We start from the raw sequence: 13,256 nt of genomic DNA, 5'->3' as shown, positions 1-13,256 counted from the left end.
TCATGGGGCGGGCGAGGGGACTCGAACCCCCAACCACCAGAGCCACAGTCTGGCGCTCTGCCGGTTGAGCTACGCCCGCCATGGGCAGCGGAAATTATACCCGATGCGCAGGGACCCGTCAAGCCTTGATGCTTCGCTCGATGCCATGTATCATAAACTTGACCAGGTAAGTCAAATAAACAAGGAGGTGAACGATGGCACTCAAACTTCCCGGAGAGCTCCCGAAGCTCCCCTACGCGTATGATGCCCTGGAGCCCTACATTGACGCCCGGACGATGGAGATCCATCACACGAAGCATCATGGGGGTTATGTGAACAAGCTGAATGCGGCGCTGGAGAAACATCCCCATCTCCAGGCCTACACCCTGGAGGATCTGCTTCGGAATCTGGAAAGCGTCCCGGAGGACATCCGGACGGCGGTGCGCAACAACGGCGGCGGTCACGCCAATCACAGCCTGTTCTGGACCGTGATGGGACCGAACAAGGGTGGGGAACCCGCCGGCGAGCTCCGCTCCGCCATCGAAAAGACCTTCGGAAGCTTCGAGACCTTCAAAGAGACCTTCAGCAACGCCGCCGCCACCCGATTCGGAAGCGGATGGGCCTGGCTGGTCGTGACCCCCTTCAAAGAGCTCAAAGTGTATTCCCTGCCCAACCAGGATTCCCCCTACATGCTTGGCCACATCCCCATCCTGGGCCTGGACGTGTGGGAGCACGCGTATTATCTGAAATATCAGAACCGCCGGGCGGAGTATATCCAGAACTGGTGGAATGTGGTGGACTGGGAGGCCGTGGCCGCCCGGTATGCCGAGGCCCTTCAGAGCCTGATGTAAGCCCGGAAACCATCGTGGAGAACCACGGGGCGGTTCCACCCGCCCCGTGGTTTTTTGTTTTGGGTTCCACGCTCCGGAGGGTTCTCACCCTCCTGTGTTCCGGAGGAAGGGGATCGCATCTGAGGGATCGATCACCGCACGTTTCAGGGACGGATCCCAGGTATGGTCTGCTCCCGGGAGGGCGTGCCCGGGGGACCCCAAAACATGAAACATAATCACTCTTATGTCATGCCAAAGGGGTCTGGCCGGAAAAGTGGGGGTCAGGAAAAGGGGGGTGGTTCCAGAATAGGAACAAGTGCTCCCACTCTCCGTGCCCAACATTCCGGGTGAATGCAATATGTGCATGATGCACTATTCCCCATCCAGGATCCGGAAGAGATGGCCATCCACCTCCTCCAGCATTTTGCGGGCTGTTGGGGCGTCGCAGTTTTTGCGGGCCATCACCAGCGCAACCTTCAGCGAGCCCCCCGCGGCCTGAAGGAGATCCCATCCTTTCTCCGGGGGCACACCGGTGAGTTCCTCCAGGATCCGGAGGGCCCGCGCCCCCAGTTTGCCTGAGGTTGCCACCAGGTCCACCATCCGGTTGCCATACACCTTGCCCAGCCGGACCATGGCCGCCGTGGAGAGCATGGTGAGCACCATCTTCTGGGCAAGGGCGGCCTTCATCCGGGTGGACCCGGCCACCACCTCCGGTCCCACCGGCAGGTGGATCCAGAGTTCGGCCAGATCCCGGTCCACCGGCACCTTTTCCTCCTCCACCGCCACCACGAAAATCCTTCCCGCCCCCACCTCCCGGGCATACCGGAGAGCCCCCACGCAATAGGGCGTCCGGGCACTTGCCGCCAGGGCGATGACCAGGTCCTCTGGGGAGAGCCCCACCGCCCGCAGATCCCGTGCCGCCTCTTCCTCCCGATCCTCCGCTCCCTCCTGAGCCCGGACCAGCGCTCCGATGCCGCCGGCCACCAGCCCCTGAACCCGATCCCAGGGAAGGCGATAGGTGGGCCAGAGCTCGGCCGCATCCAGGACCCCCAGCCGACCTGACGTTCCCGCACCGACATAAAACACCCGTCCCCCTTTCCGCAGGGTTTCCACAAAGCGCTCCACCGCCCGGGCCATTTCAGGAAGAGCCCGCCCCACCGCTTCATAGGCCCGATGGTCTTCCCGGTGGATGAGCTCAAGGATTTCCTGCACCGACATCCGGTCCAGATGGGCCGCTTCGGCAAGGAGGGCTTCGGTGGTGAGGCCCCGGGTTTCTCGGAGCGCCCGCTCCACTTCAGGCGGGAGGTTGTCCATCGCTCCCCGCCTCACGAAAGGCGTCCAGAATGGTCAGGTAGTTTTCCGCCGCAAGGTCCAGAAGGTCCCGGTCCAGCCGGGCCTCCCGTCCGAAGAAGGCCGCAAGGTTTTTCACCTGGATGACCAGATCCCGTGGATGGGATCCCCGGAAAGGCCGGCCGTAGGGACGGTAATGGGTCTGGATCAGGTAATCCACCGCGGCCTCATCGTAGGGGACGCCGTAATGAGCGCACACGATTTTGAAAATGGCCTTGAACTCCGGTTCGCCGGGTGGTCCCACAAAAACCCGGTAGGGAATGCGCCGGAGAAAGGCCTCATCCACAAGGTCCCGTGGATCCAGGTTGGTGCTGAAGATGATCTGAACCTTGAAGGGGATCCGGATCTGCTCACCCGTTCGCAGCGAAAAGAAATCCTCCTTCTTCTCGAGGGGCACGATCCAGCGGTTCAGGAGATCCCGGGGCGCCACCCGCTGACGTCCGAAGTCGTCCATCAGGAACACACCGCCGTTGGCCTTCATGTGAAGGGGGGCCACGTAGGTCCGGGAATGCTGTTCATACTGGAGTTCCAGCTGATCCAGGGTGAGTTCCCCGCCCACCATCACGAAAGGCCGTCGGGTCTCCACCCAGCGCTCGTCCACCTTCTCTTCCTCATTCCGGGGTGTGGGATCCGCCACGTGGTGCATGGGATCAAACAGGCGGATCACCTGGCCGTGGACCAGCAGGGCATGGGGGATCCACACCTTTCCCGGCCGGATGGAGGCAATACGTTCGGCGATGGAAGTTTTTCCCGTCCCGGGCGGACCGTATAGAAAGGTGGGCAACCCCGAGAAAATGGCGGGTCCCAGATGGTGATAGAGGGAAGGTTTGAACACAAGGCCCTGGAGGGCTTGCTTCAGACTTTCTGCGGTGAGACCGCCCCTGGGCTCCGGGAGCACATCCCGAACATACGTATAATACTGCTCAAAGGGCACGGGTGCCGGACCCACATACCCCAGGCGGTCCATGAGCATCCGGGCCCGCTCCAGCCCTTTCTGGGTAAGGAGGAACTCCCAGTGGAGCTCCATGATGGTGATGCCCCGGCGCACTTCCACAAACGCCTCATCCCGAAGATATTTCATGGGGTGCTCCAGCACGCCCATATAGGGGAGTTTCAGGGCATCTTCCAGTTCTTCCCCCGTGAGGGTCCCCCGCATATAGAGGGTCCGCAAAATCATTTCGGCCAGAAAGTCAAACTTCAGACCGGTCTCTTCCACACTTTCAGGACGACGGGGAAACCACACCTTCAAGCCTCCTTGTTGCCGCGATCACCACGTTGTCCATGAGTTCGGCCACCGTCATGGGTCCCACCCCGCCGGGGACAGGCGAAAGCCAGGCCACCCGGTCTTTCACCCGCTCTGCGTTCACATCCCCGGTGAGTTTGCCCTCTTCTGTCCGGTGGATCCCCACATCCACCACCACCGCCCCTTCCTTCACCCACCGCTCGTCCACCAGATGACGTTTTCCGGCTGCAACAATCAGGATCTCCGCCTCCCGGGCCACGGCCTCCGGATCCGGTGTCCGGCTGTGCACGACGGTCACGGTGGCGTGGCGAAGGAGGAGAAGGGCGGCCATGGGACGTCCCACAATCAGGCTGCGACCCACCACCACCGCCCGTCGCCCCTGGATGTCGATCCCGTGGTGGTCCAGAAGGCGAAGAATCCCCTTGGGCGTGCAGGCCACCAGGGCCGGGCGTCCGCTGTAGAGAAGACCCAGGTTGAGCGGGTGGAACCCGTCCACATCTTTGGAGGGATGGATGGCCTCAATCACCCGGTCCTGACGGATATGAGAGGGGAGGGGAAGCTGGACCAGGATCCCGTCCACCTTCGGATCCCGGTTCAGACGTTCAATCTCCTGAAGAAGGGCCTCCTCAGAGAGGTCGTTCGGGAACCTGAGCACGGCGGCATCAATCCCCACCTCCTCTGCCCTGCGGGACTTGTGCCGCACATACACCTGGGAGGCCGGATCGTCCCCCACCAGGATCACCCGCAGGACCGGTGGGCGGCCTGCCTGTTTCCGGAAGTCCTCCACCTTCTCCCTGACCTGGGCCAGCACGGCGCTGGCGGTGGCTTTTCCATCCAGGATCTTCATGATGAAAGGGCCTCCTCCAGCTCCTGAAGGGCCCGCAGGGGATCGGGGGCATGGGTGAGGGGACGTCCCACCACGATATACTCCACTCCGAGCCGGGACACCTCCTTCGGCGTGAGGGTTCGCTTCTGATCGGAACCGTCCTCCTCCCACCGGATTCCCGGGACCACCAGCTGGAGTTCGGGGAACAGGTCACGGATCCGGGCCACCGCATCCCCGGACGCCACCACGGCCGGGAGTTTGAGATCCACGGCCATCCGGGCCAGGTGGACGCTCCACTCCTGAACCGAAACGGGCTGGGGGAGCATCCGGGCAATGGATGAAGCGTCCTGGCTGCTCAGCACCGTGACCCCCACCACCATCACCTCCGGAGGCGCGGTCTCCCGGACCCGCTGCACCGCCTCCGGTCCTGCCACCAGACTCACTGTGACCATCTCCACGGGGAGATCTGCCAGGGCACGGGTGGTCTCCTCCAGCACCGAGGGGATATCCATCATCTTGAGGTCCAGGAAGATCCGCTCGGCTCCTTTCTCCCGGAGGGAAAACAGCAACTCTGGACCATACCGCACGAACAAGGGAAGTCCCACCTTGAACCACCGGATCTTCCCCGCAAACAGCCGGACCCATTCCATCGCCCGGGAGGCCTCCCGGGTATTGAGGGCCAGAATGATCTCCGGTTGCCGTGTGGAACGTTCATCCATGTCTTCTGCTCCCGTGCAGTTCAGGGGCGCGGATTCGTTCAACCCGGTCAAACCCAAACACGTCCCGAAACGCTTGAATGGCTTCCTCTTCCAGGTCCACAGGACGGAGGGCTTTGCCTGTCTCCGCCTCCATGGAGGTCACGCCATAGTCGGCAAGCCCGCAGGGGATGATCCACCGGAAATCCTCAAGGGGCGGATTCACATACAGGGCAAAGCCATGAAAGCTTACCCACCGCCGGATGGCCACCCCCACCGCTCCGATTTTCTTCTTTCCCAGGAACACCCCCCGGTTCTTCGGGTCCCGATGGGCCTCGATTCCGTGCGCCTTCAGGATCCGGAGCATCACCTCCTCCAGGTTGTGGACAAAGGCCCGCACACCCGCAAGTTTTTCCTTCACGAGAAAAATGGGATAGGCAATGAGCTGGCCGGGTCCGTGATAGGTGACATCTCCGCCCCGTTCCACCTCCACCACGTCAAATCCCCGTTCTCTCAAAAACACCGGCGAAGCGAGAAGATGCTCGCTGTGGGCCCCCCGCCCCAGGGTGATCACCCGCTCGTGTTCGAGAAGAAGGAGGGTGTCGGGGATGTCTCCCGCCACCCTGCGGGCCCAGAGGTCTTTCTGGAGATCCCACAGGGGACGGTAGGGTTGCGGGCCTTCCCCCAGGAGGGACATCACCACCAGGCGATCCATGGATCCCCTCCCCTGTAGCGGTCAAAAAACCGGGTTCGTGCCAGAAGGTAGCCTGTGACAAAACCGCCCAGATGGGCAAACCAGGCCACGCCTCCCAGGTGGGCATAGGGAAGGGTAGCCACCCCCTGGAAGAACTGGATCACCACCCAGAATCCCAGCACCAGCGCGGCAGGAAGAACCATCAGACGATAAAAGAAAAACAGATCGGGTACCAGGGTGATCACCCCTGCCCGGGGATAAAACACGAAATAGGCGCCCAGCACGCCCGAAATGGCACCACTTGCCCCGATGAGGGGAAGGGTGGACGTGGGAGTGATGAGAATCTGAGCCCAGGCCGCCGCAATGCCGGTGAGCAGGTAAAAGAGAAGAAATCGCCCGTGCCCCATCCGATCTTCCACGTTGTCCCCGAAGATCCAAAGATAGAGCATGTTTCCGAGAAGATGTCCCCAGGAACCGTGAAGAAACATGGAGGTGATGAGGGTGGTTCCGTAGGGCGGGGAAGGAGGCGGAATGTCCACGCCGCGGGTGTATTCCACCGGGATCACGCCCCAGGTCCGCAGAAACGCTTCCAGCATGGGCCCCTGGGCAATCTCCACCAGAAAGAACACCACGTTCAGGACAATCAGGGTGTAGGTCACCCATGGACGGGTGCGGGAGGGAATGGTGTCCTTAAGCGGCAGCATGCCCTGATTGTACGCACTCCCGGGGGAACCTTCAAAGTACAGTGAGTCTCTTGACATCGCTGAACGGACCCCGTATTGTATGTTCGGGTCCCGAACAAGGAGGGATGTCATGAAAGGAGCCACCCGCGCAGCCGCCCTGCTCGGTGCAGGGCTCGTGGTCCTCGTGGGGATTGGCGCCCTGCGGGGAGAACCGGAGGTCCACTTCAAAATGACCTTCCGGGCTTACGACACCTCCATCCCCGAAGCCACCATTGAGGGCGTCACCATCAGGAACGTGCGGCAGTTCAACGTCCTCAACGAACCCGCCGACTTCGTCACACGCGTGGGTACGAAGATCCACTTCACCCTGGTGAACGAGTCTCCCATCAGCGAAAACTTCTCGGTGGACGGTTATGAGGTGGACGAAACCCTGAAAGCCGGCGAAACACGAACGTTCTCCTTCAAGGCCACCCGCCCGGGCTCCTTCACCATCTGGTGCAAACTCCATCCCAAAAACGTCCACCTGCCCGGATCCTTTATGGTGATGCCATGAACCTCCGGAGCTTCATCTGGGGGAGCCTCCTTCTTCTCGGGGGATGCTCCCCCTCCTACCACGGATTTCTCCTGGAGGACGTCTCGTCCGTTCCGGAACTTCCCGTGAAGAAGGACGTGGTGCTGCTCTATTTTGGCTACACCCATTGTCCCGACGTGTGCCCTGTGGTGCTTTCCAAATTCCGGGAAACCTACCGGAGTCTTTCCGAACACGTGCGCGCCCGGACCGGGGTGGTCATGATCTCCATGGATCCCATGGACACCCCCCAATCCGTCGGGAACTACGCCCGATCCTTTCATCCCGATTTCGTGGGGCTTGCGCCGGATTCGGCCTTTCTGGAACGCATGAAAGCCTCCCTCGGGGTGATGCATTTTTCTGGAGAAGGAGGACTTCAGGAGCACCTGGCCATGGTGTTTTTGCTCCACAAAAACCGTCCTTTCCTGGTTTATCCGGTGGAGTTTTCACCGGACAGCCTCGCACGGGACGTCGAGGTGGCGTTATCCTTGCAATCGAAAATCTATACGATGTTCAAAGCCCTTCCGGGTGTATAAACAGGCTTGAGAATTGCGCGGGACGCATTTCTTCAGGCAAAAGGGGAGAACCACGCGAATCTTTGTCATTCCATAGCGTTTGCAGGAGGGGGATGGGTGGGGGATAAGCTTCTTCGGCCCTTTATCCAACGAGGACGTTCCTGTATCATCAGAACATGAAACCGCTGGATCTGCGTCTTGTGATGGCCCTGGAGCGCCTTTCCATGGCGCTGCGGGGGGATCTTGCCCGCAGAGGACGGGAACACGATCTCTTCCCCCTCCAGGGCCAGGTTCTCTCCTACCTCTTCGCGCTTCCAAAGCCTCCGGGTGTGCGGGATCTGGCCCGTCTTCTCGGTCTTTCGCCCGGGACGGTGAGCGAAACCGTGTCCTCCCTGGAAGGACGGGGACTCCTTCAAAAGGTCCCCCATCCCGGAAACCGGCGAAAAATCTTGATCCAGCTTACCGAAGAAGGAAGGACGATCGCCCGGGACCTTGCCGCATGGGTTCACCCCCTACGGGAAAGCCTGTCCCATCTTCCGGACGAGACCAAAGCCCAGACGCTGTGGACCCTTCTAGAGGTGATGCTGGCCTTGCTTCAGGAAGACCGGATCCCCTATGTCCGGATGTGTCTCTCCTGCGCCTTTTTTGATCCTTCCCGGAGATACTGCACCTTCCTCAACGAACCCCTCCGCCCGGAAGACCTCCGGGTGGACTGTCCGGATCACCGGCTGAAGGAAGCGCACACCCGAACATAGGGCGTTCCCCTCCCCCGAAAGTCTGAACAACTCCGAACCTTCAGACTCCCGACCGCGGAATCCGGGGTCCGTTATCCCTCCGGCACGGGATGGGCGATCTTTTCTTTGTATTCCTCAAAGACGAAATCTTTTTCGAAGGGATCTCCCTTGCCCTTTCCGTGGCACTTCAGACAAACCTCTTCCGTCGGAAGCACCATCCCCACCTCTTCAGGTTTGATCTCTCCCCGGGCAAGAGCCTGCATGATCTTCTTCTTCCGGTAGGCTGAACCGGGACCGTGACAGGCTTCGCACTGAACCCCCTCAAATTTTGCGTTTTCTTCAGGGCTCTTGGAGAGGTCATAGCCACCCTCGCCAAATCCGGTGGTGTGGCACTTCAAACACTTCTCGGACTTCGTGGGATCGTCAATGCCGAGCTTCGCGGCCGCTTCTCGGGCCTTGTCCGTTTTCAGGGACTCCAGGGCCTTGGCGTGCGGACCCTCCTTCCACTTCCCATACTGGTTCCCGATCTTTTCTTTCTTGTGGCAGGTTTTGCACTTCTTCACGCCGACATACTCAAATTGCCCTTCGGCGTGAAGGGCCGGTGCCACCAGGAGGATCATGCCCATCACCATCAGGATACGTTTCATCGTGCACCTCCTGTTTGTTGCCTGAGAATCATGGTTTTCCTTCAGCTCACATGTCCCCTTGAAGGGGTACGCCGGGGAGATCCTCCGGGTCATGACATTCCTCACAGCGATTCCATTGTATCGCATTGGCCTGAATGTCGTGACAATCCTTGCAGGGGATGTCTTCGCCCTCGGGATCGTAATGTTCCTCATGGGGAAACTCCAGATCTTCTCCAATCACGAGATCCTCTGGCAGGGGTGTATGGCAGTTCTGGCAACGATCTGCGGCCGGGCGGGTGTGGTGACATGTGTTGCAGGTAAAACCGGGTTTCAGGACCTCTCCCCGGGGTTTCTGGTCATGGGAACGATGACAGTCCATACAGTCAAGTCCAAGGGCCGGCTGGATATGGCCGCTGTGATCAAAGGGCCGAACCCATTCTCCGGCTTTCCATAGGCGCTCCACCGTTACATGGCAGGCGCCGCAGGGGTCTTCCAGTTCCCCGGGGAAAACCCGCCAGGGTGGGAGGCCCTTCTCCCGTCGGATGCGGTCATACGCCATGTGCATCTCGCGAAGGGCAAGACGGATGTTGTGAAGACCGGCCGTCCCGGAGATCATCCACGCAGGAACCGTTCCTTTTGGGCCGGTTTGCACCAGCGCTTTGCGGATCCGGCGCTGGGCTTCCCGGAGGGCCTTTTTCCAGTTGTCCAGGATACTCCTGAACCGGGCATTGTGACAGGCCATACAGGACAGTCCCCGGACCTGATTCTCCAGGGTGTGGCAGGCCTCACACCCGACACCCACCTGAGCCATGGGATCCGGCACGGCGTCCCGGGACCCGGTCACCGCTGTTCCGGTGTAGATCCGTGGAATTTCCCGGTGGGGTGATGCGTGACAGGCGTCACACCCCTTCCCGACCGGAGGGTTGAGGTCGTCCATTCCTGAGGCGTGGACCTCCAGCGCCTTCTGAGGCGTGTGGTCCACAGGTGTGTGGCAGGCGATGCAATCCACTTTGGTTTTGCGGGTGTGGATCTCGTGGAGGCGGGGAACCTCGGAAAACGAGGCAAGGACCTCCGAACGGTTGTGGCAGGCAAGGCATCGGAAGGAACGTGCCCGTCCATCTCCCTCACCCCCTTCCCCGTGGCACCAGGTGCAGGCCATCCCGTTTTTCCGGACTCTCCCGTGACGGAACGACACGGTGATCTTGTGAGACACCGTGTCTGGCGGGACATGGCAGGTCTCACAGGCCCGCATCGCGGGGGAAGCCTCTTCACGGAGATGACACAGAAAACACACCCGGGGATCCACCCACATGTGCTCGTCCCGGAGCACCTGCGCATGGCAGCTGGTGCACCGGAGTTTCAGTCCGGCGTCCTCATACAGCAGATGGGGGGTGTGATCGAACCGGACCTGCCGGAACAGCATATCGCCTGTGAGCCTGGCCTTGCTGTGACACCGCAAACACGCCGCGTCCTCCACCACCGCCCAGGGATTATCGCTCCAGGCCCGGGTGAGATACCCCACCACCATGTTGAGGGCCTCGATCTTCTTGTGGATCTCGGTTTCCACACCGGGAGGAATGTGACACTGGATGCAGGCAATTCCGTTGTGGGCGGAATGCTTCCAGGTCTCATAATAGGGAACCATCACATGGCAGGATCGGCAGAAAGTCGGGGTGGACGTGAGTTCAATCAGCCCCACCCCTGCGGTGAAGGCCACCATGAGGCCCACGCCAGTCAGGAGGGCCAGGATGGTCACCTGCTCCCCAAAGGGACGGGCGCGGAAAAGGCGCCAGAGTTCCTGAACCCGCCGGATCATGATGACGGTGGGGATTTTCGGGAGAGGGCCCGGATCCTCCACCGGGCCACGCCCACAGTCACCAGAACAAACAGCCAGAACACTCCGAGGAAGAGCTTGCGCTCGGCGTGATGAGCCTCACGTTCCCGAAGGGCTTCCTCCAGATCACGACGAAGGGCTTCCGACCGCGCCAGCACATTCTGGAGGGAATCCCGATTCAGGGTGTGAACCGCGGCATAAGCCTGCGCAAGCAGAAGATCCCGTTCGGCGAACCGGCTCCGGAGGGGCGACACCTCCACCCCCCTGCGTGCAGCCTGAACCAGGATCTCATCCAGTTCTCTCCAGGCCTCTTCCTCCCGGTGAATGGTTTCGGTCCACCACCGGGCCTCCTGGAGAATCTCTTCTTCTTTGTGGCATTGCGAGCAGACCTCATCGGGTTCCCGCCGGATTTCTTTCCCATGAGCCTCGTGACAGCCTGTGCAAGCATTCATACGCCGAAGAACGCGGTGCTGCCCATGAGGGCTCGCGAGGAGAAGGGATTTTTCCCGCACATGGCACTGCCCACACAGGGCCAGCGGTGCCCATCCCTGAGGACGGACCACGCCATGATCCTGATGGCAGGTGGCACACACCGGAGCCCGGGCATGACCTTCTTGAAGAGCACGGTAGTGTTGGGAATGAAGATAGTTCTGCACGCCGGGGGTGTCGTGGCACCGCATGCAGGTCTCGGGCTGGTTTCGGAGGGCGACCGGACTCCGGGGATCCTTTGTTGAGCGTACCTCATGGGCGGTATGACAATCCGTGCAGATGGGAGCCTGGGGATCTCCTTTCTTCCACGCTTTTCCATGAGCGGAATAGTTCCAGTATGCGAGGATATCCAGCCGGAGGCGATGGGGGCCCATGGCCTCTGGACGGGTGTGACAATCTGCGCACAGTGCGAGGACCTTCGGGCGTGTGAGACGAACCAGCCCCCGGTGGGCATCCGGAAGTTTCAGGGTGCCGGCCTTTCCCCCATGACACGTGACACAGGTCACACCGGCCGGGGTGTGGACACTCTCCTCGAAGGCCTGCCGGTAGGGTGCATGACACCCAAGGCAGGTGGAATCCGGTGTAAGGGCAACAAAGACAAGCCAGAGCATCATCATCCGACCCCCCGTCCAGCAAAGAGAAACACCAGCATGGACAAAATCCACAGTGTCCAGAGCGGACGTCGGATGCCCTCCCGGATCCGGGGCAGCACCAGGGCCACCAGAACCAGGGCAAAGATCAGCAGGCGATGCACGCTTCCCGCGGGTCCTTCAAAAGGTGACACAAAAGGAACAAAGGGAAGGAGCACCTGCCCGGAAGGGTGGAAGAAGTCAATAGGCTGCTCCACCTGGGGAGGAAGAACCACGCCCACCGTGCCCAGCACCGCCGCAATCACGAGCACGATCACCAGGGAATGCCAGAACGCCGCTTCCCCCTTGAGGGAAAGAACGGGCAGCCATCGTTTCAGGTGCATCCATGCGAGCACGCCCCCCACGGCCCAGAAGGCGCTCACGTGAAAGGCGAGACTACGGCCGAACACCACGTCGTTCACCCCACCTTCCCAACCCAGCACGGTGTGAAGAAACCAGGCCATACTTGGAAATTCCCGTATATGTTCCAGGGTCATCTGAAAGGCCCAGTATCCCGTATGGGTGCCGGAGAGAAGGTGGCCGGTGAGATAGGAAATCAGGGCCATTCCTCCCAGAGCAAGCCCCGCAATCCAGGGAATCCAGGGAAGATCCGATCGAAACCCGGCTTCCACCACGTGAAGCGCAAGGAGGATCAGGAGGAGCCGTGCTCCCCAGAAGTGGAGGGCGTGGACCGCGCCTCCCAGGAAAACCCGAGTGTGAAGGAAGGAAAGGGACGCCCGTGCACCGTCCAGAGAGGGATGGTAATAGGACAGGAGGAACAGACCGCTCACCGCGGTGATAAGGAGGGTGGCAAGCGTGAGCTTGCTCAGGAGCCGGGAGAAGCGCCAGATCCGCCCCGGCTCATCAGAAGAACGATCATGAGATCCCGTTTTCCGGAGGGTCTCCATGATCTTTCCCCCAGAGTAGAAACACATGGCCCTCATAGACCTTCACTGGAATCTGCCGGAGAGGTCGCGAGGCCCGGCCGGAAAGCACGGTTCCATTGGGGAGAAAACGGTCACCGTGACAGGGACACACCAGTTCCCGGGCAAAGGGGTCCCAGGTGAGTTCACAGGGATGAAAGGTGCAGGTGGCCTCCAGCGCCACCACTTCTTCTCCTCCCAGACGAATGAGCATCACCGGCGCTTCCCCCACGTGGACCATCCGGGCCAGGCCCACCTGGATCCTGTCCAGCGGCCCAACATCCACCACGGCGCCGGGCGTCAGGGTTTCCGGAGGCACGGTCAGGAATTTTTCCCACACCCAGATTCCGAACAAAATCCATATGCCCAGCACAATCCGGGATAACCACCAGGAAAGATCCCGGTGAAATCGGCTCATGCCCTCACTCCTTTTCCAGAAAAACGAAGGGTCCATCCAGCGGCGATGGGTTGAAAGAGCCAGCCCCTCAACACGACAGGCATGTTCGAGACGGAGGGGGGGAATGCATTCTGTGCCCCATCCCCCCGGGCAACCTCACGGGTCTTCCAATGCCTGTGCACCGCCATAGCATGGGTCATCTTGCAAAATTGTTGCCAGGGCGGATTTGTTGAGGTGGGGT

At 60.8% G+C, this 13,256-nt stretch carries 15 protein-coding genes and 1 tRNA gene; 4 read left to right on the top strand and 12 right to left on the bottom strand.

The annotated features are described in order from the left end of the window. Positions 1-3: 3 nt before the first annotated feature. A tRNA-His gene (locus AC6HU3_RS09165) sits at positions 4-79 on the bottom strand. Between the two features lie 115 nt (positions 80-194). Here AC6HU3_RS09165 and AC6HU3_RS09160 point away from each other — a divergent pair. After that, a complete protein-coding gene (locus AC6HU3_RS09160; RefSeq protein ID WP_497473463.1) occupies positions 195-830 on the top strand; it encodes a superoxide dismutase in 636 nt (211 codons plus the stop codon). A gap of 351 nt (positions 831-1,181) precedes the next feature. On the opposite strand, the gene murQ is transcribed toward AC6HU3_RS09160, so the two are convergent. From murQ to AC6HU3_RS09130, 6 genes are read right to left on the bottom strand one after another with little or no spacing between them, the layout of a single operon-like run. Continuing rightward, positions 1,182-2,123: an N-acetylmuramic acid 6-phosphate etherase gene (gene murQ, locus AC6HU3_RS09155; RefSeq protein ID WP_497473462.1), complete on the bottom strand. Its 942-nt coding sequence runs from the start codon at positions 2,121-2,123 to the stop codon at positions 1,182-1,184. Then, a complete protein-coding gene (locus tag AC6HU3_RS09150) occupies positions 2,104-3,402 on the bottom strand; it encodes a DUF8689 domain-containing protein (protein ID WP_497536311.1) in 1,299 nt (432 codons plus the stop codon). Before AC6HU3_RS09150 ends, murQ begins: the two co-directional genes overlap by 20 nt. Next, complete coding sequence (gene folD, locus AC6HU3_RS09145) at positions 3,380-4,249, bottom strand: bifunctional methylenetetrahydrofolate dehydrogenase/methenyltetrahydrofolate cyclohydrolase FolD (RefSeq protein ID WP_497473461.1); 870 nt, start codon at positions 4,247-4,249, stop codon at positions 3,380-3,382. Before folD ends, AC6HU3_RS09150 begins: the two co-directional genes overlap by 23 nt. Next, positions 4,246-4,947, bottom strand: a complete 702-nt coding sequence (pyrF, locus tag AC6HU3_RS09140) for an orotidine-5'-phosphate decarboxylase (protein WP_497473460.1) — start codon at positions 4,945-4,947, stop codon at positions 4,246-4,248. The genes folD and pyrF overlap by 4 nt, the downstream gene beginning before the upstream one ends. After that, positions 4,940-5,638, bottom strand: coding sequence for a lipoyl(octanoyl) transferase LipB (gene lipB, locus AC6HU3_RS09135; RefSeq protein ID WP_497473459.1), 699 nt, complete (start codon positions 5,636-5,638; stop codon positions 4,940-4,942). Before lipB ends, pyrF begins: the two co-directional genes overlap by 8 nt. Further along, positions 5,620-6,321, bottom strand: coding sequence for a rhomboid family intramembrane serine protease (locus AC6HU3_RS09130; protein ID WP_497473458.1), 702 nt, complete (start codon positions 6,319-6,321; stop codon positions 5,620-5,622). The genes lipB and AC6HU3_RS09130 overlap by 19 nt, the downstream gene beginning before the upstream one ends. Positions 6,322-6,430: 109 nt before the next feature. On the opposite strand from AC6HU3_RS09130, the gene AC6HU3_RS09125 reads away from it, so the two are divergent. The 3 genes from AC6HU3_RS09125 (at position 6,431) to AC6HU3_RS09115 (ending at position 8,138) form a co-directional block, all read left to right on the top strand. Continuing rightward, positions 6,431-6,853, top strand: a complete 423-nt coding sequence (locus AC6HU3_RS09125; RefSeq protein WP_497473457.1) for a nitrosocyanin — start codon at positions 6,431-6,433, stop codon at positions 6,851-6,853. Then, a complete protein-coding gene (locus AC6HU3_RS09120) occupies positions 6,850-7,404 on the top strand; it encodes an SCO family protein (RefSeq protein WP_497473456.1) in 555 nt (184 codons plus the stop codon). Before AC6HU3_RS09125 ends, AC6HU3_RS09120 begins: the two co-directional genes overlap by 4 nt. A gap of 155 nt (positions 7,405-7,559) precedes the next feature. After that, positions 7,560-8,138, top strand: coding sequence for a MarR family winged helix-turn-helix transcriptional regulator (locus tag AC6HU3_RS09115; protein ID WP_497473455.1), 579 nt, complete (start codon positions 7,560-7,562; stop codon positions 8,136-8,138). Between the two features lie 71 nt (positions 8,139-8,209). Here AC6HU3_RS09115 and AC6HU3_RS09110 read toward each other — a convergent pair whose 3' ends face one another. Genes AC6HU3_RS09110 through AC6HU3_RS09090 form a run of 5 tightly spaced genes read right to left on the bottom strand, consistent with a single transcriptional unit; the run spans position 8,210 to position 13,036 of the window. Continuing rightward, positions 8,210-8,764, bottom strand: a complete 555-nt coding sequence (locus AC6HU3_RS09110) for a cytochrome c family protein (protein ID WP_497473454.1) — start codon at positions 8,762-8,764, stop codon at positions 8,210-8,212. A gap of 46 nt (positions 8,765-8,810) precedes the next feature. Then, positions 8,811-10,601, bottom strand: a complete 1,791-nt coding sequence (locus AC6HU3_RS09105) for a cytochrome c3 family protein (protein ID WP_497473453.1) — start codon at positions 10,599-10,601, stop codon at positions 8,811-8,813. Further along, positions 10,556-11,680 (bottom strand): cytochrome c3 family protein, encoded by a 1,125-nt coding sequence (locus AC6HU3_RS09100; protein ID WP_497473452.1) that lies wholly within the window; start codon positions 11,678-11,680, stop codon positions 10,556-10,558. Before AC6HU3_RS09100 ends, AC6HU3_RS09105 begins: the two co-directional genes overlap by 46 nt. Next, on the bottom strand, positions 11,680-12,603 hold the full coding sequence (locus AC6HU3_RS09095) for a hypothetical protein (RefSeq protein ID WP_497473451.1): 924 nt from the start codon (positions 12,601-12,603) through the stop codon (positions 11,680-11,682). The genes AC6HU3_RS09100 and AC6HU3_RS09095 overlap by 1 nt, the downstream gene beginning before the upstream one ends. Further along, a complete protein-coding gene (locus tag AC6HU3_RS09090; RefSeq protein WP_497473450.1) occupies positions 12,572-13,036 on the bottom strand; it encodes a QcrA and Rieske domain-containing protein in 465 nt (154 codons plus the stop codon). Before AC6HU3_RS09090 ends, AC6HU3_RS09095 begins: the two co-directional genes overlap by 32 nt. Positions 13,037-13,256: the final 220 nt, after the last annotated feature.

This window comes from Caldifarcimen microaerophilum (assembly GCF_055387105.1).
This window is presented reverse-complemented; position numbering and strand designations above follow the sequence as displayed.

Excerpts from the sequence above, each read along its gene's own strand:
- AC6HU3_RS09160 (WP_497473463.1), top strand. The coding sequence starts at position 195 with ATGGCACTCAAACTTCCCGGAGAGCTCCCGAAGCTCCCCTACGCGTAT.
- murQ (WP_497473462.1), bottom strand. The coding sequence starts at position 2,123 with ATGGACAACCTCCCGCCTGAAGTGGAGCGGGCGCTCCGAGAAACCCGG.
- folD (WP_497473461.1), bottom strand. The coding sequence starts at position 4,249 with ATGAAGATCCTGGATGGAAAAGCCACCGCCAGCGCCGTGCTGGCCCAG.
- pyrF (WP_497473460.1), bottom strand. The coding sequence starts at position 4,947 with ATGGATGAACGTTCCACACGGCAACCGGAGATCATTCTGGCCCTCAAT.
- lipB (WP_497473459.1), bottom strand. The coding sequence starts at position 5,638 with ATGGATCGCCTGGTGGTGATGTCCCTCCTGGGGGAAGGCCCGCAACCC.
- AC6HU3_RS09130 (WP_497473458.1), bottom strand. The coding sequence starts at position 6,321 with ATGCTGCCGCTTAAGGACACCATTCCCTCCCGCACCCGTCCATGGGTG.
- AC6HU3_RS09125 (WP_497473457.1), top strand. The coding sequence starts at position 6,431 with ATGAAAGGAGCCACCCGCGCAGCCGCCCTGCTCGGTGCAGGGCTCGTG.
- AC6HU3_RS09120 (WP_497473456.1), top strand. The coding sequence starts at position 6,850 with ATGAACCTCCGGAGCTTCATCTGGGGGAGCCTCCTTCTTCTCGGGGGA.
- AC6HU3_RS09115 (WP_497473455.1), top strand. The coding sequence starts at position 7,560 with ATGAAACCGCTGGATCTGCGTCTTGTGATGGCCCTGGAGCGCCTTTCC.
- AC6HU3_RS09110 (WP_497473454.1), bottom strand. The coding sequence starts at position 8,764 with ATGAAACGTATCCTGATGGTGATGGGCATGATCCTCCTGGTGGCACCG.
- AC6HU3_RS09100 (WP_497473452.1), bottom strand. The coding sequence starts at position 11,680 with ATGATGCTCTGGCTTGTCTTTGTTGCCCTTACACCGGATTCCACCTGC.
- AC6HU3_RS09095 (WP_497473451.1), bottom strand. The coding sequence starts at position 12,603 with ATGGAGACCCTCCGGAAAACGGGATCTCATGATCGTTCTTCTGATGAG.
- AC6HU3_RS09090 (WP_497473450.1), bottom strand. The coding sequence starts at position 13,036 with ATGAGCCGATTTCACCGGGATCTTTCCTGGTGGTTATCCCGGATTGTG.